Below are 20,435 nucleotides of genomic sequence, written 5' to 3' on the forward strand. Positions count from 1 at the left end.
CTGACTGAAGTGAGAAGATTCCTGGCCGCATTTTAATTGAATCGCGGCTTGCAAACGGTATTGTTGCAAAAAGATAACTCATGTATCATTTTGCAACAATACCGTTTTTGCACATATGCCGTATCGTGAAAAATCATGGGCTCCAGCTTGGCACCATTCTTGCATATAGTATGAGTGAGGCATGTTATGTGAGAAATAAGGTGATGGAATGGTAAAATTAGCGGCGATTGCAGATGATCTTACCGGTGCGAATGATACCGCTCTCCAATTTGCCAAGCGACAGATGCGGGCCAGCGTGCAGCTGGATCTTGCGAAGGACCCTCCCGGCGGCAGCGAAGTCATCGTGATTGACTCGGACAGCCGGGATCTCGATGTCCGCGAAGCGTACCAGAAGGTGCGCCGCATCAGTGAAGCGGTCAAGAAATATGGTGCGGAATGCATTTATAAGAAAATTGATTCGACCCTGCGCGGCAACTGGGGGGCAGAGGTCCAGGCCGTTGCCGATACGTTCAATCCGGATCTTGTGATCATAGCACCGGCTTATCCGGTCAATAAGAGAATCACGGTGGGCGGCTACCATTTGCTGAATGGCACGCTGTTGGAACTGACGGAGATCGGCCATGCGCCGAAGACGCCCGTCAAGGAATCGTATATTCCTGATATCCTGCGGGAACAGGTGCCGGGGGTCTCATGCGCCATCCTGGATTTCACGGTCATGCGCCAGGGCGTGGAGGCCGTGCACGATGCCATTGAGGAGTTCCAGCTCGCAGGCAGGCGCTGGGTCATCTGTGACATTGTCGAGGAGCAGAACTTCTTGACGCTCATGGATGCCCTGCGCGAGTACGACAAGGAGAAAATCCTCTGGGTTGGCTCGGCGGGTCTTGCCGATTACATGGCGTATTTTTACGGCTGGCAGGGTGAGTCATATCCCTCGTGGTCCTCGCGCCACGGTTCGGTGCTCGTCTGTGCCGGCAGCGTGAGCCATGTGACGCAGACGCAGATCCGCACGCTTTGCCAGCAGATGGACATCACGCGCCTGAAGCTGGATGTCGAAGCGGTCCTTTCTGATGCAGACCGCATCAATGCATATGGTGAGCAGATACAGGCCGCGATGGCAGCAGGGCACGATGTCCTGCTGACGGCGGCCGAGGATGATGCCGATGTGCGCAGGGCTGTGCACGCCGGCCGCCGGTATCAGCTGAGCGGCAAGGAAGTCAGCGAGAAGATCGCCAACATCATGGCATCCATCGTCAGCCGCCTCGATTTCTCGGGGATGGCCGGCATGGTGCTCACGGGCGGCGATACAGCGGTGCACATCTGCCGGGCTCTCGGGGTGGATCGCATCGAGATCCTGCAGGAAGTCGATCCGGGCGTCCCTTTAGGGTATCTTTGCGGCACGAATGTGGAGCCCGTCTTTGTGGTCACGAAGGCCGGTGCGTTCGGGCGTCCCGACACGTTCGCCAAGTCGCTGACCATGATCAAGGCGATGCCGGAGAATCAGCAGTCTAATTTACAGGAGGCATAAATATGAAGAAACCGATATTGGGAATCACGATGGGCGATGCAGCAGGCGTCGGCCCTGAAATCATCGTCAAGGCACTGTCCACTCCTGAGATATACGATATTTCACGTCCTGTGGTATTCGGCGATTTGAAGATCATGGAACGGGCCGTGAAGATTGTCGGCGCCGACCTGCGCTGCCATGCGATCCAGGACCCGGCTGACGGCATTTACGAGCGGGGGACCATCGATGTCGTTGACCTCGACAACCTGCCGGCTGATCTGCCGTTTGCCAAGGTGGACGGCAGGGCCGGCAAGGCCGCATACGAGTACATCGAACGGGCCTGCCATTTTGCCATGAAGCAGGAGGTGCACGCCATCGTGACGGCCCCGCTGAACAAGGAGGCCTTGAATCTCGGCGGCGTCCATTTCCCGGGGCATACGGAAATCCTGGGCCATCTGACGGGCCAGAAGGATTTCTCGATGATGCTGACGAGCCCGAAGCTGCGCGTCATCCATGCTACGACGCATATCGCGTACCGTGATGTCCCGCAGGCTCTCACCAAGGAGCGCATCTTCAAGGTTATCAAGCTGGCGCAGGAGACGCTGCAGCTCATGGGCATCGAGAAGCCGCGCATCGCCGTGGCCGGCCTGAATCCGCATTCGGGCGAGCACGGGCTGTTCGGCGATGAGGAAGAAACGAAGATCCTGCCGGCCATTCAGGAAGCGCAGGCAAAGGGCTGGGATGTATCGGGACCGGAGCCGCCGGATACGGTGTTCCACCGGGCTGCGAACCTCGACGAATTCGATATCGTCGTCGTCATGTACCATGATCAGGGCCATATCCCCATCAAGGTGCTGGGCTTTGACAGCGGTGTGAATGTGACGGTCGGCCTGCCCTGCATTCGCACATCGGTCGATCATGGCACGGCATTCCCCGTGGCCGGTACGGGCAAGGCAAAGCCGGACAGCATGATGGAGGCCCTGCGCCTGGGTGCCCAAATGGCCAAGGTAAAATTTGCCGACCTCCTGAAGGATTGACGGAATGAAACTTTAAATACATATATATTCATGATTTTGTACAATTAAAGGATAGGAGCGAGAAAGATGTTTGAAGCAAAAGGTCTGATTACGCCGGTTGTCACTGCCCTGAATGAGAAGGAAGAATTCAACCCGGAAATGTACAAGGAATTCATCAACCATCTGATTGATGCCGGTGTCAGCGGTATCTTCCCGCTGGGCACGAACGGCGAGTTCTATGCCTTCAGCCAGGAAGAGAAGCTCGAGATCATCAAGACGGCCGTCGAGGCGGTAAACGGCCGCGTTCCTGTTTATGCCGGCACGGGCTGCGTCACGACGAAGGAGACGATTGAGTTCTCCAAAAAGGTCCAGGCTCTCGGCGTCGACTGTCTGTCCGTGATCTCGCCGTACTTCGTCGCCGTCAGCCAGGACGACCTTTATGAGCATTACAGTGCCGTTGCCAAGGCCGTTGACATGCCGATGCTGCTCTACAACATCCCGGCACGCACGGGCAACAACATCGCGTTCAGCACGGTCAAGAAACTCATGGAGTTCGAGAACATCATCGGCATCAAGGACAGCAGCGGCAACTTCGACAACACGCTCAAATACATCGAGAACACGGATCCGCGCATCCAGGTCCTCGCGGGCAGCGATTCCCTGATTCTCTGGACGCTCATGGCCGGCGGCACGGGCGCGATTTCCGGCTGCTCGAACGTGTTCCCGGAGCTCATGGTCAGCATCTATAAATACTGGGCTGCCGGCGACATCGAGAAGGCCAACGAGGCCCAGAAGAAGATCCGTCCGTTCCGCAACGTCATGCAGATGGGCAATCCGAACTCCGTCGTCAAGCTCGCGGTCAATCTGCGCGGCTGGAACGTTGGTCCGGCAAGACGCCCGTCGAACTGCACGAACCCGACGATCGTGAATGCACTCAAAGAAGTATTCAAGCAGTATTGATAGAAAGGCAGGAGACGTGGCATGGCAAAAGCACCTAAGATCGTAATTTCGCACAGACTCCATGAAGATGGCATGAAAGTCCTGGAGGATGCCGGCGCAGAGGTCGTGATCGTCGGTTCCGGCGAGCCCGCCGATATGCTGCCGTATCTGAAGGATGCGGACGGCGTCATCATCCGCATCGGTTCCATCGACAAGGCTACGATGGAGCAGTGCCCGAACCTCAAGGCCATCGGACGCCCGGGCGTCGGCGTGGACAGCGTGGACGTCAAGGGCGCGACGGAGCTCGGCATCCCCGTCGTGATCGCACCGGGCGCCAATACGCGCTCCGTGGCTGAGCATGCGATGGCGATGATCTTTGCCTGCGCAAAGAATATGCTGGTCTGTGACCATGAGATGCGCAAGGGCAATTTCGGCATCCGCAGCGAGTACAAGGCGTATGAGCTCTATGGCAAGACGCTGGGCCTCATCGGCTGCGGCCATATCGGCAAAATCCTGGCAGAATTGGCGACGGGGATTGGCATGAAGGTCCTCGTCTACGATCCGTTCCTCAAGCAGGAAACGGTGGAAGAATGGGGCTATGGCTATCGTGCGGACATGAAGGATATCTTGAAGGAAGCTGATGCCATTTCCGTGCATACGCCGCTGACGCCGGCCACGAAGAACATGATCGACGAGCCGGAGCTCAAGCTCATGAAGCCGACGGGCATCCTCGTCAACTGCGCCCGCGGCGGCATCATCAACGAAGCCGCGCTCTGCAAGGCACTCAAGGAGAACTGGATCCAGGCTGCCGCCACGGACGTCGTCGTGCATGAGCCGATTCGCGTCGATGATCCATTGTTCCAGCTCGACAATATCATCGTGACGCCGCATATGGCCGGACAGACCAAGGAGGCTGCCTCCGGCGTGGCAACGCTCGCCGCCGAAGGCGTGCTGGCTGTCATTCGCGGTGAGAAATGGGATAAGGTCTGCAACCCGGATGCGTATAATCACGGACGCTGGCAGAAGTAATATGGAGTAAGAAAAATGGGAAGGTACACTTGCTTAAAGGTGTGCTTTCCCGTTTTTTGTGCCACTTGTTCATGAGCATTGTTGCAAAATAATACAATAAATATTGCACAGTGCAACAAAATACGGCAAAAAGCGTAAGAATTGTAAGAATCTTAAGGATAGAAAAGTTGGCACGCGGCTTGCATTATTATAGGGCAGAAGTCATAACGAATCATTCATCATATATAAATGGAGGCTTTACTATGAAGAACTGTCAGCTTACAATTCCTTCGGTCGTATTCGCGGGACAGGGAAGTGTTGAGAAACTCAGCACAATTATTGAGCGGGAATCAGCTAAACATGTCCTGATTTTTACGGATAAAGGAATTCGCGGACTGGGACTCAGCAAACCGGCGGAGGAAATCTGCGGCAAGTATGCCGATGTGACGGTTATCGAAGATTTGACGGCGGAACCGGCTGTGTCAGATATTGAGCGTGTCCTGGCAGAAGTGAAGAGCCAGCCGGATCTCATCGTCGGCATCGGCGGCGGCAGCGTCATGGATGCGGCCAAACTGGCCAGCATCATTGTCGGTGCAGATTACACGCTGCGCGATTTGCTGAAGGACAGCAGCATTGCTCACAAGCAGACGAAAACCGTCATGATGCCGACGACCTGCGGCACGGGCTCGGAAGCTACCTGCAACGCCATCGTGGCCATTCCGGAGCAGGAGTCCAAGCAGGGCATCGTCAACGATTGCATGATTCCGGATTACGTCATCCTCGACGTGAACATGATTGCCAAGCTGCCGCCGAAAATCATCGCAGCAACGGGCGTCGATGCACTGGCTCACGTCGTGGAATGTTTCACGTCCAAGAAGGCGACGAAGCTCAGCGATACGTACGCCAAAGAAGGTGCATGCAAGATTTTCCACAACATCCGGAAAGCCTATGCAGAGGCAGATAACCTTGAGGCCAAGGCTGAGATGATGATCGGTGCCTTCTACGGCGGTGTAGCGATTACGGGGTCCGGCACGACGGCCGTACATGCTCTTTCGTATCCGCTGGGCGGCAAATATCACATCGCACACGGTGTATCGAATGCCATCCTGTTTGCTCATGTCATGGAGTTCAACAAGGATGCCTGCGAGGACCGTCTGGCAGAGCTTTGCGATGCGGTTTACCCGGAGCTTTCCGGCAAGACGGTGGCGGAGAAAGCCGATTGCATCATTGCCGAGATTGCCTCGATTGTCAGTGAAACGAATATCCCGACGAGTCTCAAGGAATTCGGTGTAAAGCCGGAGGACCTGGATTTCCTCGTAGAGGCGGGCAGCCAGCAGACGAGGTTGCTTGTCAACAACTGCAAGGAGCTGTCGCTCGACGATATTCGTTACATCTACAAGAAAGTCATGTGAACGAAATGAAATGACAGGGAATGGAGCGGATGACTATGAGAAGTGATTTGATAACAGGTTTGATAGGGGCACTGTTCTCCGGATTTTACCTCTATGAAACCACTACCGTCAAGGTGTTTGGCGGCTCCGCCACGGCCGGGGTCAATGCGCAGACGGTGCCGAAACTTTGGGGCGGCTGTCTGCTGGCCCTCAGCATTATCCTGATTGTGCGCGGCCTGCTCAAGATGAGGAAAGAGACAGGCAAGACTTCGCTGCGCGACATGGTGCAAGCCATAAGGAATCGCAGAGAGGTTGCCTATACGTTCATCTTGCTGATTTTGTATGCGGCTCTGATGAAACCTGTGGGCTTCATCATCACGAGTATTGTTTACGTGTACCTGCAGATCTGGGTCCTGACGCCAATTGATCAGCGCAATGGCAAAGTCCGGAAGATTGCCGCCGGCCTGGCAGTGTTCTTTTCCATCAGTCTGTATTTCCTCTTCACGAGATACCTGATGGTCATGCTGCCGGCAGGGATCTTGAGATGATAGGAGATGAGGTGAAATTATGGATCCATCTATTCTGGTTCAAGGTGCCATGTCGGTATTTTCCGATCCGCTGACACTGGGGTTCATCGTTCTGGGTGTCTTCGTGGGCATCATCTTTGGTGCTGTCCCGGGCCTGACGGCGACGCTGGCACTCATCATGTTCCTGCCCGTCACGTACACGATGACGCCGGTACAGGGCTTGTCCACATTGGTTGCCTTGTACGTCGGCGGCATCTCGGGCGGCCTGGTTGCAGCCATCCTGCTGAATATACCAGGCACACCATCTTCCATCGCGACGACCTTTGACGGTGCGCCGATGGCAGCGAAAGGCGAGGCCGGCAAGGCCCTCGGCGTCGGCGTTGTGTTCTCCTTCGTCGGCACGATCTTCGGTTTGATCATGCTCGTGACGATTTCGCCGCTGCTCGCCAGTGTTGCCATCAAGTTCGGCGCCTTTGAGTACTGTGCGGTTGCCGTCTGTGCGCTGGCTCTCGTCATCAGCCTCGCGGGACGCGATCTCGTCAAAGGCCTGATGGGCGCCTTCTTTGGCCTCATGATTGCCACGGTAGGTCTTTCCCCTGTCGATTCCATGAAGCGTTTCACCTTTGGCTTGAGCGAACTCACGAGCGGTTTTGCCCTGCTGACCATCCTCATCGGTCTGTTCGCCATCACGGAAGTAGCGAAGGCTGCGGAAGAAGTTCGTCAGAAACAGGATATGCGCGTGGAAACGAACGTGCATATCAAGGGCTTCGGCTTTACGCTCAAGGAATTCTTCGGACAGAAATTCAATGCACTGCGTTCGTCCATCATTGGCTGCATCATCGGCATCCTGCCGGGCATCGGCGGTGCTATCTCCGGCATGCTCTCGTACACGGCAGCCAAGAATCAGTCGAAATACCCCGAGAAGTTCGGCACGGGCATCATGGATGGCATCGTGGCATCTGAGACGGCCAACAACGCCGGCATCGGCGGCGCATTGATCCCGCTCCTGACGCTCGGTATCCCGGGCGATGCCGTCACGGCTATCCTGCTCGGCGGCCTGATGGTGCACAACATCGCCCCTGGCCCATTGATCTTTGAGAAGAGCGGCGTCGTCATCTACGGCCTGTTCGTTGCCCTGTTCCTTTCCGCCATTGCCATGCTGTTCATCGAGCTCTTCGGCATCCGCGTGTTCATCCGCGTGCTGACCGTACCGAAATACTTCCTGCTGCCGATCATCATGGTACTCTGTGCCATCGGCGCTTTCGGCAACAGCAACCGTATTTTCGATGTCTACAGCATCATGGGTTTTGGTCTTGTCGGCTACGGCATGATCAAGGCAAAGATCCCGACGGTGCCGGTCATCATGGGTATCATCCTGGGACCAATCTTTGAGATGAACTTCCGCCGTGTGGCTCAGCTGCAGGGCTCTGGTGAGACGCTTTTGAGTCACCCCATCGCTGCTGTCCTGACGGCCGTGGCTGTCGCAGCACTTATCTTCTCCTTCATCATGAACCGCCGCGAAGCGAAGAAGCTGGCGGCTCAGGAAGCACAGAACAAAGCGTAAGATTTGAAGAAGCGTATAAAAATTAGAGAGAGGCGAATGAACATGAACTTGAAACGTATTCTTTCCACCATCGCATTAGGAGCTTGCCTGATTACCGCAGCGGGCTGCGGCGGCAGTGAAGAGGGGGCATCGAGCGGCGATGTCAGCAAGTATCCGGATAAGCCAATCAACCTCGTGGTAACGCACGCCGCCGGCGGCGACACGGACTACAATGCACGTCTGCTCGCGCGTTTCCTCGAGAAGGATCTCGGTCAGTCGGTTGTCGCGAACAACGTCACGGGTGCCAATGGATCGATTGCACTCGAGCAGTATAAAGACGGCGATAAAGATGGCTATACGCTGATTGCCACGAACTCGGCAGCTTTGATCGGCAATAAGGCCACGGGCCTTTCCGATTTCAGCTATGAGGCATTTGAGCCGGTTGCCATCTACGGCAAGCAGGCTGGTGAGAACGTCGTCGTCCGCGCGGATTCCCCGTACAACACGATTGAAGATCTCGTAAATGCTTCGAAGGCCAATCCGGATACCATTAAATACGGCGTCTCGATGGGCGGCGGCGTTTACATCGCCTCGGTCATCATGGATAAGGAAATCGGTGCGAAATTCAATGTTGTCGATACGGGCGATGCATCCAACCGTCTGACCTCCCTCTTGGGCGGCCATGTTGATGCCACGTCCATCCCGTACAGCGGTGCGAAGGAATACATCGAGAGCGGACAGCTCAAGTCGCTCGGCACGCTGCTTTCCTCGCGTTCTGAGATGCTGCCGAACATCCCGTCCCTGAGCGAGACGTATCCGGACCTCTCGGTTGATACGTACTACGTCATCCTGGCCCCGAAAGGCACGGATCCGGCCATCGTCGAGAAACTCAACAAGGCCATCACGAAGGTAGTCAAGGAGAATCCGGAATACAAGTCGGAAGTCGAGAAAATGAATTTCCAGGCTCCGTGGTGCCTGAGCGTGGAAGAGACGAAGGCAGAGCTCCAGAAACAGCTTGATCACTTCATGAAATTCTCGCAGTACTTGAAGTAAGAGATTACACAATGGGAGGCAGTTCTCATGAATGAACGCACGGTCATTACGATCAGCCGCGAATACGGCTCAGGTGGACGCGAGCTCTCGCAGATCCTGGCCAAGAAACTGGGCGTCAAGCTTTACGATCGCCAGATCATCAGCCTGGCAGCACAGGATGTCGGCGTCGAAGATATGAAATTCGACAAGCTGAAGAAGTTTGAAGAAGAGGTCCCGGCCTTGCCGGTAAAGTTCATGCCGTTCTATCTGTTCGGTGTCAAAGCCGGCCCGCAGACGTTGAATGACAAGCTGTTTGACTCGGAGTCGGAAATCATCCGCCGCCTGGCGGATGACGGCCCCTGCGTCATCCTCGGACGCTGTGCCGATTACGTCCTGCGCCGTCGCAAGAATACGTATTCGTTCTACATCTGTGCGAATGATGAGTTCCGCGCGAAACGCGGACAGGACGTCTATGAGGGACGCAGCCTGACGGAGCTCAATGAGGAAGACCTCAAGCGCGGCGGCTACTACAGCCATTACACGGGGCGCAAATGGGGCGACCCCAAGTATTACAACCTTTCCGTCAACACGAGTTACCTCTCGCTTGAAGCGGCGGCAGACCTCATCATCCACTATGTGGAGTCGCTGCAGGCAGCGGAGCAGGCAAAATAAGCATCCCTTTCAATCAATATACCCCTACCTGGAGCTGTGCATGAGCCGGAATATACCGGCTTGTGCACAGCTCTTTTCTAATAGTCTCATTATTGAGCTGGTCAATCATTGGTGCTATAATTTCAGATAGATTAGAACGAATTGTTCCAAGAGAAGGACAGTTGGTGAGGTGAATCATGAAACGATATCCGGTATTGGCCGTTTTACTGCTGCTGCTCTGGAGCCAGGTGGCGTCGGCACAGGTCGTGGTGGCCGAAGGCGAGGGCGCGGACCGGCAGAGTGCGCTGCGCGACGCGGCGCGCAATGCCGTGGAGCAGGTCGTGGGTACGCTGGTGGATGCCCGCACGCTCGTGCAGGGGGCTTCTGTACAGCTCGACGCGATTTATGCAAGGTCGCAGGGCTTTGTCCGGGACGTGCAGGTGATGGAGGAACGCCCGTATGGTGACGGGGTTCGCGTCAAGGCACGCATGGATGTCAACACGGATGCGGATGCTCCGCTGCTTGCCAATCTCAGCATGGTCATGAATCTCAACGATCCGCGCATTGCGGTGATCGTGAGCCGGGCGGACGGCAGCGGGCGCGATGCTTCTGCCGAAGCGGCCCTGAATCAGAAACTCGTGGCACTCGGCTTTCATCATGTCGTCGATCCTTCGCTTATGGCCAGCCTGCAGGGGGCGGAACGCCTCGGCAATCTCGCCGCGGGCGGTTCGGCCCTGGCTGCTGCAGGACGCACTCTTGGCGCGGATTATCTCGTGCTCGGTGAACTGACGGTCAGCGGCCAGACGATTTCATTGCCGGATGGTCAGGGCGGCTACAGCACGACGCTGCTCAAGACGGGAAATGCCCGCCTGACGGGCAGAATCCTGCGCTTTGATACGGGGGAGGTCCTCGGTACGTTCGAGACGACGGGCCGAGGCGCCGGCAACGGCCTTGAGGTGGCGGAGCAGGCGGCTGCTGCGCGTGCGGCTGCCGCTGCCGCGCAGAAGATGGAGGGACGCTTCCGCCATTTGAGCACACAGCTTGGTCAGACGGTGGAGCTGCAGGTCTTTACGAGTGACCAGGAGGCAGTCCGGCAGCTCGTGACGGATCTCAAAAGCCTCGGCACCGTGCAGGCCGTGTATCTGCGTGAGAGCGGAGCGGGCAAGTCCATCGTATCGGTGGAGACGGTTGAGCCGGCTGCAGCGCTCATGGACAGGCTCAAGGCGAAGAGCAGGCTGGGGATATTCATCGACAGCGTGACTTCCGCGTCGGCCAGGCTGGCCGTTTCGCGCCGGTAAGCCGCGGCCCGGCAGGAACGTGATGATGCCGGCTGTGAATATATGATAGGGAAAAGAAAGAAGGTTTTGCGATGCGCATGTGCAAGTGGATGGTGCGGCTGCTGCTGCCGGTGTGCCTGTTCGCGCTCCTTGGCAGTCAGGCCTGGGCGGCTTCCAGGAGTATCCTGGAACACCCGGCCGTTGCCGTGCTGCCGTTTGAGAACCGGGGCATCCTGTCGAGCGAATGGAACCGTGAGGAGCTCGGACAGGTTTACGATTTTGCCTGCACGTCCCTGCTCGATGCGGACAAGTTTACCTTGGTGGAACGCGCGCGCCTGCGGGATCTGACGGATGAGTATTACCTGGCGGGCACGGGACTCATCGACCCTGAGAAGAGCGTGGAGCTCGGCCGCCTGGAGGGAGCTGAGTATCTCGTGCTCGGCAGCATCAACGGCGTGACGACCCGCCGGTCGCAGGCCACGGTGCTCGGCACCGGCACAAAGCGCAGCCAGGTGGCGGCGACGGTAAGCCTACGCCTTGTCGATGTGGAGACGGGACGCGTGGTCCTGGCGGCCATCGGCCATTCCCGCAAGCAGCATACGCTGACGAAGGCGCCGCTCGGCCTCATCCGCATCGGTTCCGATGAGGTGGACAAGCAGCAGGTGCTCGAAGCCCTGGAGTCTGCAGTCGATGATGCCGTCAACGGGCCGCGCGGCCTGGTCGCGCGCATGGAGGGCCGTGCAGGCCGCAGGAAGTGAGGCTCGTCATGCGATGGTGTGGGATTCTGATGTTCCTGCTCTGCTTCGTATGGACCAGCAGCGTACAGGCGGCAGGACTCTTTCGTCAGGCGGCGTCTGGGCCGGTCATCCTGATTGGGGAAGTCCAGTGCTACAGCGATAATGAACTCAAGAGCGCGTACTTCGATACCTTTGCCGATAAACTCGGTCAGTCCTTGCATGATGCGGGACTGGCCGCAGTCGGCCGGGCCGATGTCACGAATGAGGCGGGCCGCCATGATGCGGCAGACAGTACGGCCGAGGATACGGCGCTTTCCGACATCCATATGGATGCGATCATCCATGGGCACCGGTTTGACCGCGGCGAGGCCAGTGCGAAGCTCGCGCATTATGCCGATGCGATGATGGGCCGCGCGTATTTCCATGATGAGGCGCGGCTCGCATCCTGGCGCTCACAGCTGAAGAAACCGTATTTCCTGACGCCCGTCCGGCAGAGTACGATGCAGGAGATCGGGCGGAAGTACGGCGCCGATTACCTGTTATTCGTCAATCTCAAGGATGTCGATGTGCATCTGAAGCACAGCTGGTTCGCCACGCATACCGATGTGGAGACGCGGGGCAAGAAGGTTTCAGCGGCGCTTGATTATTATCTCGTGCGCGTGTCCGACGGACGCGTCTACGAGGGACACTGCGAGAACAGGAAGACGGCGCAGCTCCTGAATTTCGGCCTGGGCAGGACGGGCAAGGGCATGAACATCGATACGTTACTCAGTGAAGTCATGGAGGCGCAGACGAATGATCTGGTCAAGGATATGGAAGCTTCGGGGCTGCCGTCGCTGCGGTGATGGCGGCATCTGGCAAGGCTGCCGGCTTTTCGCCCTGACGCTGGTGCTGCTTTTGGCCTGCGCCCTGCCGGCGGAAGCCGCGCTGCCGCGCCTTGCGGTCGTGGGCTTTTCGAGCCGGATTGCCAAGACGGATATCGCGATGCGCGACATCCCCGTGCAGCCCGAGGCGATGCTGCCCGTCATCCGGGACCGCCTGGAAGCGGAGCTGGCGGGAGATGACCGTTTTGAGCTCGTGGATTATGAAGATGCGGTCAGGCGGGCCCGCCTGGATGAGGCGGATGTCATCTCCGCGCTCGGCCGCGGGGAGGTCGTGCCCGATTTTGCTGACAAGGCTGATTACCTTTTGTACGGCTATCTGACGACGCTGAGCAATGTCAAGGCGCAGAGCGGCGTGCTGATGTTTTCCGGCCGGGACAAGACGGTTTATGCCGAAGTCAGCCTGCGTGTCGTGGATGCCCGCACGGGTGCGCTCGTCTTCGTCACGACGGCGGATTCGCGCCGCAAGAGCGAGCTCTCGTATCATGCCATCTGGCGGCGCGACGACCGCGGCGTGGAGGAGGCCATCGCGCAGGCGCTCGATGACGCAGCGACGAATCTGGCCGCGCAGTGCAAGGCGGCGATGTAATCCTGAGAATAGGTGAGATGTGTGTTGGAGCAGTCGAGGAAGGGAGAGATGTGCATGAAGATTCGACGGACCCTGTACGGCCTGCTGGCGGCGGCTGTATGCTGGGGCGTGCTCGCGCCTGCGCCAGTCCTGGCGGCGGGCAACATCTGGATGGATGAGCATGCCGAGGTGCAGGCCAAGGATTTCAAGCGCATCATCCTTTTCCCCATCCGTTATGGCGAGGAGCCCGATGGCCGCGTGGATGAGCTGCAGGCCGACAACGAAATGCTCGCGAAGCGCGTCCAGAAGCGCATCAAGAAGACGACGTTCCTGCGCTTCGAGGACCCGGGCGATGCGAAGCAGGCGGACAAGTCCCAGGAAAAGCGTCAGATCATGCGGGACACTCCCGCCTATGAGAGCCTGCTCCAGCATTATGCGACGGAGCAGGAACGCGCAAAAGCAGTTTACGATATCACGGGGGCGGAAGGCTACCTGCTGCCGCATATCCGCAGGGCCGATGTGCGCATCGATCATTCACCCGCCACGCCCGTTAGGGTCCGCATGGAACGGTATTACGATGAGATCAACGGGCCGTACGGCGACCGCCATCGCGCGGGCTACCGCAGCTGGCGGCAGAACCATGTGATACCGGCGCACGACAGCCATCTGCAGATGCTCGATATGGATTTCACGCTTTATGATGCCTATACAGGCAGGAAGGCCATGACGCTCGTGGATTATTACCGCTGCTATGAGGTGACGCATGAGCATGCGTTCGATCAGGTGGCCAAGAACTTCACGGGCGATTGGAACCGGCTCAAGGACGACCGGCCGCAGAAGGTGGAGAAGGATGCCCCGACGCTGGGGTTCGGCCCGCTGACGCTGCCGGACGAGGCCGCGCAGGATGAATTCTCGATGCGCACGATTTACTATGCGTATAAGGATGAGGCCGGCGATACGCTCCGCAAGGTCCGTGTCGTCGATGAGCCGGAAGCGAAGGCCCGCTACTATGTGCGCGGGACCGTGACGGACTATGCGCGCGGCGAGACGTGGGTGCCGCCCTCGGTGGAGACGTCTCTTGAACGCTACCGCACGGAGCATTTTACTTGGCGTGATGACAAGGGCAGGAAGCACGAGGGCGAGCGCATCTTCTATCGGACGAGCATCGCTGACAGCTTCGGCTATTACCGCTTCTGGTACCGCGTGCGGGCGAATCTGCAGCTCGTCGATGGCGTGACCGGGGAGGTGCTTCTCGAGAAATCGTACGATGAGGCCGATGCCGACCGCTATGCCAATGCCCTGCGCGCGATGTTCAAGGACTTCTATCGCCGCGTGGATCGTGCAATCGACACGCGCGGTGTTGAAGAATAGATAGTAAAGGCAAGAAACGATAGGAAATGGAGGAGATCCTATGAAAGTACGTATCACGAAAATGCTGTCCGTCCTCATGATGGCAGCATTGCTGGTGGCAGCTTCGGCGGCCAGCGTCTTTGCTTCGGAGGGCCCGGACTGGAGTTCCGGCACGATCACGGTGGAAGGCACGGGCGTTGCGCCGACGAGCGCCATGAGCGGCATCCAGGCCCGCATGCTCGCACGCCGCGCGGCCGTGGTCGATGCCTATCGCCAGATGGCAGAGATTATCAAGGGCGTCAATGTCGATTCCGATACGACGGTTGAGAATATGATGGTGACGAGCGATGTGACGAAGACGCACGTATCGGCCCTTATACGCGGCGCGAAGATCGTTTCCGAGAAGGCGCTCGACGACGGCGGCTATATGGTGACGATGGAGATCCCGATGTACGGCGCCTCCAATTCGCTGGCCAGTGCCGTGCTCACGCCGTCGACGGTGAAGGAAAGCTTCCCGGAGCCGCAGGCATCCGTTGCGCCGAGCCAGCCGGTCGGCCTCTCCGGTACGACGATGCTGCCGAGCACGACGGAAGGCAAGCTGGGTTCCTCAGCTGCCGCCGCACCTGCCGGCAAAGCCGTGGGCGGCTTCACGGGCCTTATCGTGGACTGCCGCGGCCTCGGCCTCAAGCCGGTCATGTCGCCGGTTATCCGCAATGACAACGGCCAGCCCATCTACGGCTACAAGAATCTCGATTCGCAGACGGTCATTGCCAACGGCATGGCAAGCTATGTATCGGATATCAGCCGCGCGACGCGTGCCGGCTCCAACCCGCTTGTCGTCAAAGCCGTGTCTGTGACGAACCACAGCGGCGATCCGGTGATATCCGTGCCCGATGCAAACCGCGTGCTCATCGAGAACGGCGCGACGGGTTTCCTCGATCGCACGAATGTTGTATTCCTGCGCTGAGCAGACGGATACCAGGAAAAGACGAAATGAAAAACAAAACGAGGCAGGAAGCAGCTGCCTCGTTTTTTGTACGGTTTTTTCCATGCGTATGGTATAATGAAAAGGATTGTATACAAGTAAAGACGCAGGCATGTGAGGGGAGTGATGACATGCCTATTAAGATTCCGAACAATTTACCAGCAGCACATATCCTTGAGAGTGAGAATATTTTCGTCATGGATGCGGACCGCGCCTACAGTCAGGATATCCGTCCGCTGAAGATCCTCATCCTCAATCTCATGCCCATCAAGTACATCACGGAAACGCAGCTCCTGCGCCTGCTCGGCAACTCGGCCCTGCAGGTGGAAGTGGATTTCATCTACACGGAGTCGTACACGCCGAGCCACACGCCGCAGGACTATCTGACGGAGTTCTACGGGACCTTTGCCGAGGTGCGCCACAAGAAGTACGACGGTATGATCATCACGGGTGCGCCGGTTGAGAACATGCCGTTTGAAGAGGTGGCGTACTGGGACGAGCTTACGGAGATCATGGAATGGAGCAAGACGCACGTCTACTCGACGTTCCACATCTGCTGGGGCGCACAGGCCGGCCTGTACTATCATTACGGCGTGCCGAAGTACCAGGTGCCCGAAAAGATCTTCGGCGTTTACAAGCATCATCTCTGCGTCGAACATGAGAAACTGTTCCGCGGGTTTGACGATGAATTCTACGTGCCGCATTCCCGCCATACAGAGGAACATAAGGAAGATATCCTCAAGGTGCCGGAGCTCACCATCCTGGCCGAGGCCGAGGGCGACGCCGGCGTCTACGCCATCGCGAATCTCAAGAAGCGCCAGTTCTTCATCACGGGTCATGCGGAGTACGACCCGATGACGCTCAAGCAGGAGTACGACCGCGATGAGAAGGCGGGCATGCATCCGAAAATCCCGCAGAACTACTATCCGAACGATGATCCCACGCAGAAACCTGTCGTGCGCTGGCGCAGCGTCGCGCATCTCCTGTTTGCCAACTGGCTCAACTACTACGTCTATCAGGAAACGCCGTACGTGCTCGACGAGCTGTACAAGGAGGAAGACGACTGATAAAGCATGCGCTGCCCGCTTCACTGAACTTTCATGGAACGCTTCTATAATAAGGCTCAGAACGAAAACAGGGGGTATGGAAATGAAGAAATGGGGCATTGGCCTTCTGGCGGCTGCTGTTTTGTTTGCAGCGGCGCCGCAGTATCCGGCCCAGGCAGCAGCCATTCAGGTGCCGGAGTCGGTTTTCCACTGGGTACAGTCTACCTCACGTCAGAATTACTATTTCAATAAAGAGCAGATGTGCTACGGCGTTGATGTCAGCGGCAACATCGATCTCAATACCTTGATCGTCCCGACGCTGCGCACGTATGACGATGTGCAGAAGCAGGATGTCGTCGACAAGAGACGCTGGAAGATGATGGCGACCGATGGTTACGACAATCTGGTCGGCTGTGCGGAATATCTGTCCTTCAATCTGACGGATAAGACCGTGACGGTCACGCAGCACGACGATCTCGACAATACCTGGACGGCCCTGTCGTCGAAGCACGACGGCACGCCGATGAAGGTCTGCGGCCGTTCCGACAAGGATGTGGATGCGAAGTTCTACCGTGCCATCCTGCTTTACGCACAGGAGCATCAGGATGAGCTCATCGCGCGCACGAAGGGGAATCTCAGCAAGGCTGACCAGAAGCTGCTGAAGAACGGGACGGACCCGCTGAATCTTTTGATCAAGCAGGGCACGTCCGCGCCTTCTGTGCAGAAAAAGGCGGGTGCGCGCCAGACGGCCGGCAGGACAGGAGTACAGAATGGCCGGTCAAAGTGAGGAGCTGATCATAAAGGCTAAAGAGACGCACGGCCTGACGCGGCAGGAAATCGTGACGCTGCTCGGCGATGCATCTGCGGAAGAACAGCTCGCACGGGCTGCCGATGCGGTGCGGCACGAGTTCGTCGGGGATGGTGTGCATCTGCGCGGCCTCATCGAGTTCTCGAATATCTGCCGGCAGGACTGCTGCTACTGCGGCCTGCGCCGCGAAAACGGGCGGATTGAGCGTTACCGCCTGACGGAGGATGAGATCGTGGAGCTCGCGCGCAAGGCCAAAGGCTACGGCTATCGTACCGTTGTCCTGCAGTCGGGCGAGGACATGCATTTCTCTGCGCCCGTCATGTGCCGCATCCTGCGCCGCATCAGGCAGCTTGACCTTGCCATCACGCTCTCCATCGGCGAGCGAAGCCGTGAGGAGTACAAGGCATTCCGGGAGGCCGGGGCTGACCGTTACCTGCTGCGCATCGAGACGACGGATGCCGCACTCTACCATCGCTATGATCCAGGCATGAGCCACGAGAACCGGCTGCGCTGCCTCTGGGATTTGCGCGAGCTCGGCTATGAGGTCGGCACGGGGACGCTCGTCGGGCTGCCGGGGCAGAGCCTCGCGTCGCTGGCCGACGATGTGCTCTTTTATCAGGAACTCGATGCCGATATGATCGGCATTGGCCCGCTGATCCCGAACGGTGATACGCCGCTCGGCAAGGCTCAGCCCGGGGACTTCCACCTGACGCGCCGCATGGTATCCATCCTGCGGCTGCTGCTGCCGGAGGCCAATATCCCGGCCACGACGGCCATGGAGACGATGGTGCCGCGCGGCCGCGAGGTCATTCTTTCCTCGGGGGCCAACGTGGTGATGCCGAATGTCACGGAGGGCGATTATCGCCGCAAGTACGCGCTGTATCCCGGCAAGATCTGCGTGGCGGATACGCCGGCAGACTGCCGCCAGTGCATGCAGGGGCGCATTGCGGCCATGGGGCGCTTTGTCGCCCGTGACAAGGGCTTTCGCCATCATCGGGAAGCGAAGATTTAGACGATGGAATGGGGCGTATGCAGCCTGCATGTGTGCATCATCAGAAGGGAGACGCTGCGATGAAACAGTATGCAGTATTGGATATCGGTGGCACGGCCATCAAATACGGCCGTGCAACGGAAGACGGGCGTTTCCTGGAGAAGGGCGGGCGCCCGACGCTTGCGCAGGAAGAAGGCCGGGACGGCATCGTGCGCAAGGTCATTGCCATTGTGCACGAGCTTGGCCAAAGGGGCGAGCTCGCGGGCGTGGCCATCGATACGGCCGGCATCGTAAAACCGGGCTTTGCGGGTGAGATCGTCTTTGCCGGCGAGGCGAGCTTTCCGGGCTACAGCGGCACGAAACTCGCCTCACTCGTCACGGAGGCGACGGGACTGCCCTGCTGTCTCGAGAACGATGTCAACGCGGCAGCCCTCGGTGAATACTGGCAGGGAGCGGCCAAAGGCGCTTCTTCCGTCTTTATGGCGACGGTCGGCACGGGACTCGGCGGCTGCTTCCTGCTCGATGGCAACGTCTGGCATGGCGCCGGTCACAGTGCCGGCGAGCTCGGCTTCCTGCGCCTTCATGGCGAGAAGCGCATCCTCGAGGACCTCGCGTCCACGCGGGCGCTTATCCGCGAGGCATCCTTCACGCATCACATGAGCCCGGCAGAGCTTACGGGAGAGCAGATCTTCCTTTGGGCGCAGCAGGGCGACGAGGATGCCATGCTTGCCATCCGCGACATGGGCGCGGCCATCGCCGAGGGACTGTCGGCCGTCTGCTGTCTGCTGAACCCCGAGGTCATCGTGCTCGGCGGCGGTGTCATGGCTCAGCGCGAGATGCTGCAGCCAATAATCGAACAGCAGCTCGATACACTCGTCATGCCGGCCATGCGCGCGGGCACGCGCCTGGAATTTGCCAGACTCGGCAACGATGCCGGCATGCTCGGCGCTCTTTACGCCTTTCTGCAGGCCGATGCAAAGCAGGCACAATGATTCATCGGTTTCATCGAAAAAAAGAGGGACAATCCCTTCTGCACGTCGCGTATCGCGTGTGCGAGGGGGATTGTCCCTTTTGTTTTGGCGTGAGCTGGCTATATGCCGGGCGGATCAGTGGAAGAAGATCATGACGAGGCCGCCGATGGCCGGCATACCGACGATGAAGACGCGCAGCAGGCGCAGCGGTGCGAGATGCGTCCATTTGGCGCCGAACCAGGCACCGACCATGAGGCCGATGAGCGTCTGGATGAAGATGGCGAAATCGAGGCGTCCGTTGAAGAGATAGCTGAGGCCGCCGGCCGCCGAGATCGGCAGGATGACCATCATGCAGGTGCCGATGGTCTGCAGCAGAGGCACGCCGAAGACGACCATGAGTGCGAGCTGGATGTAGGCAGCGGCGCCGATGCCGAAGGCGCCGGAAAGGAAGCCCATGAAGACGCCGATGGCAAGGCCGTAGATCCAGAGCCTGCGCCCCGTGAGCGGCTCCTGGCGGATGTGGATGTGGCGGCCGAGCCATTCGGCCTGGTACATCTTGATGTAGAGTGTCACAGCGCTTGAGAAGAGCATGAAGCCGGTGATGAAGCTCAGGATACCTGAGGGCACGAGATTCGAGAAATTCGCGCCGCAGTAGGCGCCCGTGATGCCACCGAGCCCCATGATGGCGCCGGTCTTCACGAGGACCTCGTGCTGGCGGAAATGACTGATGGTGCCCGAGAGCATCGTGAAGACCATGGAGGCCAGGGCCACGGCGAGCGCCGTGTGGATGGGGACATGGAAGCCCACGGTCAGGAGGGCAATCGTGACGCCGGCGCCGCCGGCTCCGACAAAGCCGATGAGGGCGCCCAGGATGAGCATGGAGATGAGGAGCATGATAATCTTCCTTTCCGATGGCAGATGGGGTGAGGGGAAAATAACAAAAAAGCCAGGAGCGAAATCGCATCCTGGCTGTATCATGCAATGGTGACACCTATGGGATTCGAACCCATGAACCCGGCGTGAGAGGCCGGTGTCTTAACCGCTTGACGAAGGTGCCGATGGTGACGCCTATGGGATTCGAACCCATGAACCCGGCGTGAGAGGCCGGTGTCTTAACCGCTTGACGAAGGCGCCGTGGTGACACCTATGGGATTCGAACCCATGAACCCGGCGTGAGAGGCCGGTGTCTTAACCGCTTGACGAAGGTGCC

The 20,435-nt window shown here is 58.4% G+C and carries 20 protein-coding genes and 3 tRNA genes; 19 read left to right on the plus strand and 4 right to left on the minus strand.

Annotation, left to right across the window (positions count from 1 at the left end):
* Positions 1 to 208: 208 nt before the first annotated feature.
* The 19 genes from DWX75_RS10070 to DWX75_RS10160 all read left to right on the plus strand — a co-directional run bounded on the left by DWX75_RS10070 (position 209) and on the right by DWX75_RS10160 (position 19,246).
* Positions 209 to 1,525: a four-carbon acid sugar kinase family protein gene (locus DWX75_RS10070; RefSeq protein ID WP_118016188.1), complete on the plus strand. Its 1,317-nt coding sequence runs from the start codon at positions 209 to 211 to the stop codon at positions 1,523 to 1,525.
* Positions 1,526 to 1,527: 2 nt separating this feature from the next.
* Positions 1,528 to 2,541: a 4-hydroxythreonine-4-phosphate dehydrogenase PdxA gene (gene pdxA, locus DWX75_RS10075; RefSeq protein WP_199497592.1), complete on the plus strand. Its 1,014-nt coding sequence runs from the start codon at positions 1,528 to 1,530 to the stop codon at positions 2,539 to 2,541.
* A gap of 66 nt (positions 2,542 to 2,607) precedes the next feature.
* The gene (gene dapA / locus DWX75_RS10080) at positions 2,608 to 3,480 is read left to right on the plus strand and encodes a 4-hydroxy-tetrahydrodipicolinate synthase (protein ID WP_118016189.1); all 873 of its coding nucleotides are present in this window, start codon (positions 2,608 to 2,610) and stop codon (positions 3,478 to 3,480) included.
* Between the two features lie 21 nt (positions 3,481 to 3,501).
* Positions 3,502 to 4,488, plus strand: a complete 987-nt coding sequence (locus DWX75_RS10085; protein ID WP_118016190.1) for a hydroxyacid dehydrogenase — start codon at positions 3,502 to 3,504, stop codon at positions 4,486 to 4,488.
* A 242-nt stretch (positions 4,489 to 4,730) separates the two neighbouring features.
* The gene (locus tag DWX75_RS10090) at positions 4,731 to 5,879 is read left to right on the plus strand and encodes an iron-containing alcohol dehydrogenase (protein WP_118016191.1); all 1,149 of its coding nucleotides are present in this window, start codon (positions 4,731 to 4,733) and stop codon (positions 5,877 to 5,879) included.
* 35 nt (positions 5,880 to 5,914) lie between these two features.
* A complete protein-coding gene (locus DWX75_RS10095; protein WP_158558788.1) occupies positions 5,915 to 6,406 on the plus strand; it encodes a tripartite tricarboxylate transporter TctB family protein in 492 nt (163 codons plus the stop codon).
* 19 nt (positions 6,407 to 6,425) lie between these two features.
* Positions 6,426 to 7,949: a tripartite tricarboxylate transporter permease gene (locus DWX75_RS10100; protein WP_118016193.1), complete on the plus strand. Its 1,524-nt coding sequence runs from the start codon at positions 6,426 to 6,428 to the stop codon at positions 7,947 to 7,949.
* 42 nt (positions 7,950 to 7,991) lie between these two features.
* Positions 7,992 to 8,981, plus strand: a complete 990-nt coding sequence (locus DWX75_RS10105; protein ID WP_118016213.1) for a tripartite tricarboxylate transporter substrate binding protein — start codon at positions 7,992 to 7,994, stop codon at positions 8,979 to 8,981.
* 27 nt (positions 8,982 to 9,008) lie between these two features.
* A complete protein-coding gene (locus DWX75_RS10110; RefSeq protein WP_118016194.1) occupies positions 9,009 to 9,632 on the plus strand; it encodes an AAA family ATPase in 624 nt (207 codons plus the stop codon).
* A gap of 176 nt (positions 9,633 to 9,808) precedes the next feature.
* Positions 9,809 to 10,909, plus strand: a complete 1,101-nt coding sequence (locus DWX75_RS10115) for a hypothetical protein (RefSeq protein WP_147671582.1) — start codon at positions 9,809 to 9,811, stop codon at positions 10,907 to 10,909.
* Between the two features lie 71 nt (positions 10,910 to 10,980).
* Entirely contained in the window at positions 10,981 to 11,646 is a 666-nt protein-coding gene (locus tag DWX75_RS10120; RefSeq protein WP_118016196.1) for a CsgG/HfaB family protein, read from the plus strand.
* 8 nt (positions 11,647 to 11,654) lie between these two features.
* Complete coding sequence (locus DWX75_RS10125) at positions 11,655 to 12,470, plus strand: hypothetical protein (RefSeq protein WP_147671584.1); 816 nt, start codon at positions 11,655 to 11,657, stop codon at positions 12,468 to 12,470.
* The gene (locus tag DWX75_RS10130; protein ID WP_118016198.1) at positions 12,421 to 13,095 is read left to right on the plus strand and encodes a hypothetical protein; all 675 of its coding nucleotides are present in this window, start codon (positions 12,421 to 12,423) and stop codon (positions 13,093 to 13,095) included. Before DWX75_RS10125 ends, DWX75_RS10130 begins: the two co-directional genes overlap by 50 nt.
* Before the next feature lie 54 nt (positions 13,096 to 13,149).
* Positions 13,150 to 14,445, plus strand: coding sequence for a hypothetical protein (locus DWX75_RS10135; protein ID WP_147671586.1), 1,296 nt, complete (start codon positions 13,150 to 13,152; stop codon positions 14,443 to 14,445).
* A gap of 40 nt (positions 14,446 to 14,485) precedes the next feature.
* Complete coding sequence (locus DWX75_RS10140; RefSeq protein ID WP_118016200.1) at positions 14,486 to 15,391, plus strand: LPP20 family lipoprotein; 906 nt, start codon at positions 14,486 to 14,488, stop codon at positions 15,389 to 15,391.
* A gap of 149 nt (positions 15,392 to 15,540) precedes the next feature.
* Entirely contained in the window at positions 15,541 to 16,476 is a 936-nt protein-coding gene (metA, locus tag DWX75_RS10145; RefSeq protein ID WP_118016201.1) for a homoserine O-succinyltransferase, read from the plus strand.
* A gap of 82 nt (positions 16,477 to 16,558) precedes the next feature.
* The gene (locus DWX75_RS10150; RefSeq protein ID WP_118016202.1) at positions 16,559 to 17,242 is read left to right on the plus strand and encodes a hypothetical protein; all 684 of its coding nucleotides are present in this window, start codon (positions 16,559 to 16,561) and stop codon (positions 17,240 to 17,242) included.
* Positions 17,226 to 18,275: a [FeFe] hydrogenase H-cluster radical SAM maturase HydE gene (gene hydE / locus DWX75_RS10155; RefSeq protein ID WP_118016203.1), complete on the plus strand. Its 1,050-nt coding sequence runs from the start codon at positions 17,226 to 17,228 to the stop codon at positions 18,273 to 18,275. The genes DWX75_RS10150 and hydE overlap by 17 nt, the downstream gene beginning before the upstream one ends.
* Positions 18,276 to 18,334: 59 nt before the next feature.
* Complete coding sequence (locus tag DWX75_RS10160; RefSeq protein WP_158558789.1) at positions 18,335 to 19,246, plus strand: ROK family protein; 912 nt, start codon at positions 18,335 to 18,337, stop codon at positions 19,244 to 19,246.
* A 114-nt stretch (positions 19,247 to 19,360) separates the two neighbouring features.
* Here the strand turns inward: DWX75_RS10160 and DWX75_RS10165 are convergent, their stop codons facing one another.
* The 4 genes from DWX75_RS10165 to DWX75_RS10180 form a co-directional block, all read right to left on the minus strand.
* Positions 19,361 to 20,119 (minus strand): sulfite exporter TauE/SafE family protein, encoded by a 759-nt coding sequence (locus DWX75_RS10165; protein ID WP_118016205.1) that lies wholly within the window; start codon positions 20,117 to 20,119, stop codon positions 19,361 to 19,363.
* A gap of 88 nt (positions 20,120 to 20,207) precedes the next feature.
* Positions 20,208 to 20,282 (minus strand) — tRNA-Glu (locus DWX75_RS10170).
* A 2-nt stretch (positions 20,283 to 20,284) separates the two neighbouring features.
* Positions 20,285 to 20,359 (minus strand) — tRNA-Glu (locus DWX75_RS10175).
* 1 nt (position 20,360) lies between these two features.
* Positions 20,361 to 20,435 (minus strand) — tRNA-Glu (locus DWX75_RS10180).

It is taken from the genome of Mitsuokella sp. AF21-1AC (genome assembly GCF_003458855.1).
Taxonomy (GTDB): domain Bacteria; phylum Bacillota; class Negativicutes; order Selenomonadales; family Selenomonadaceae; genus Mitsuokella.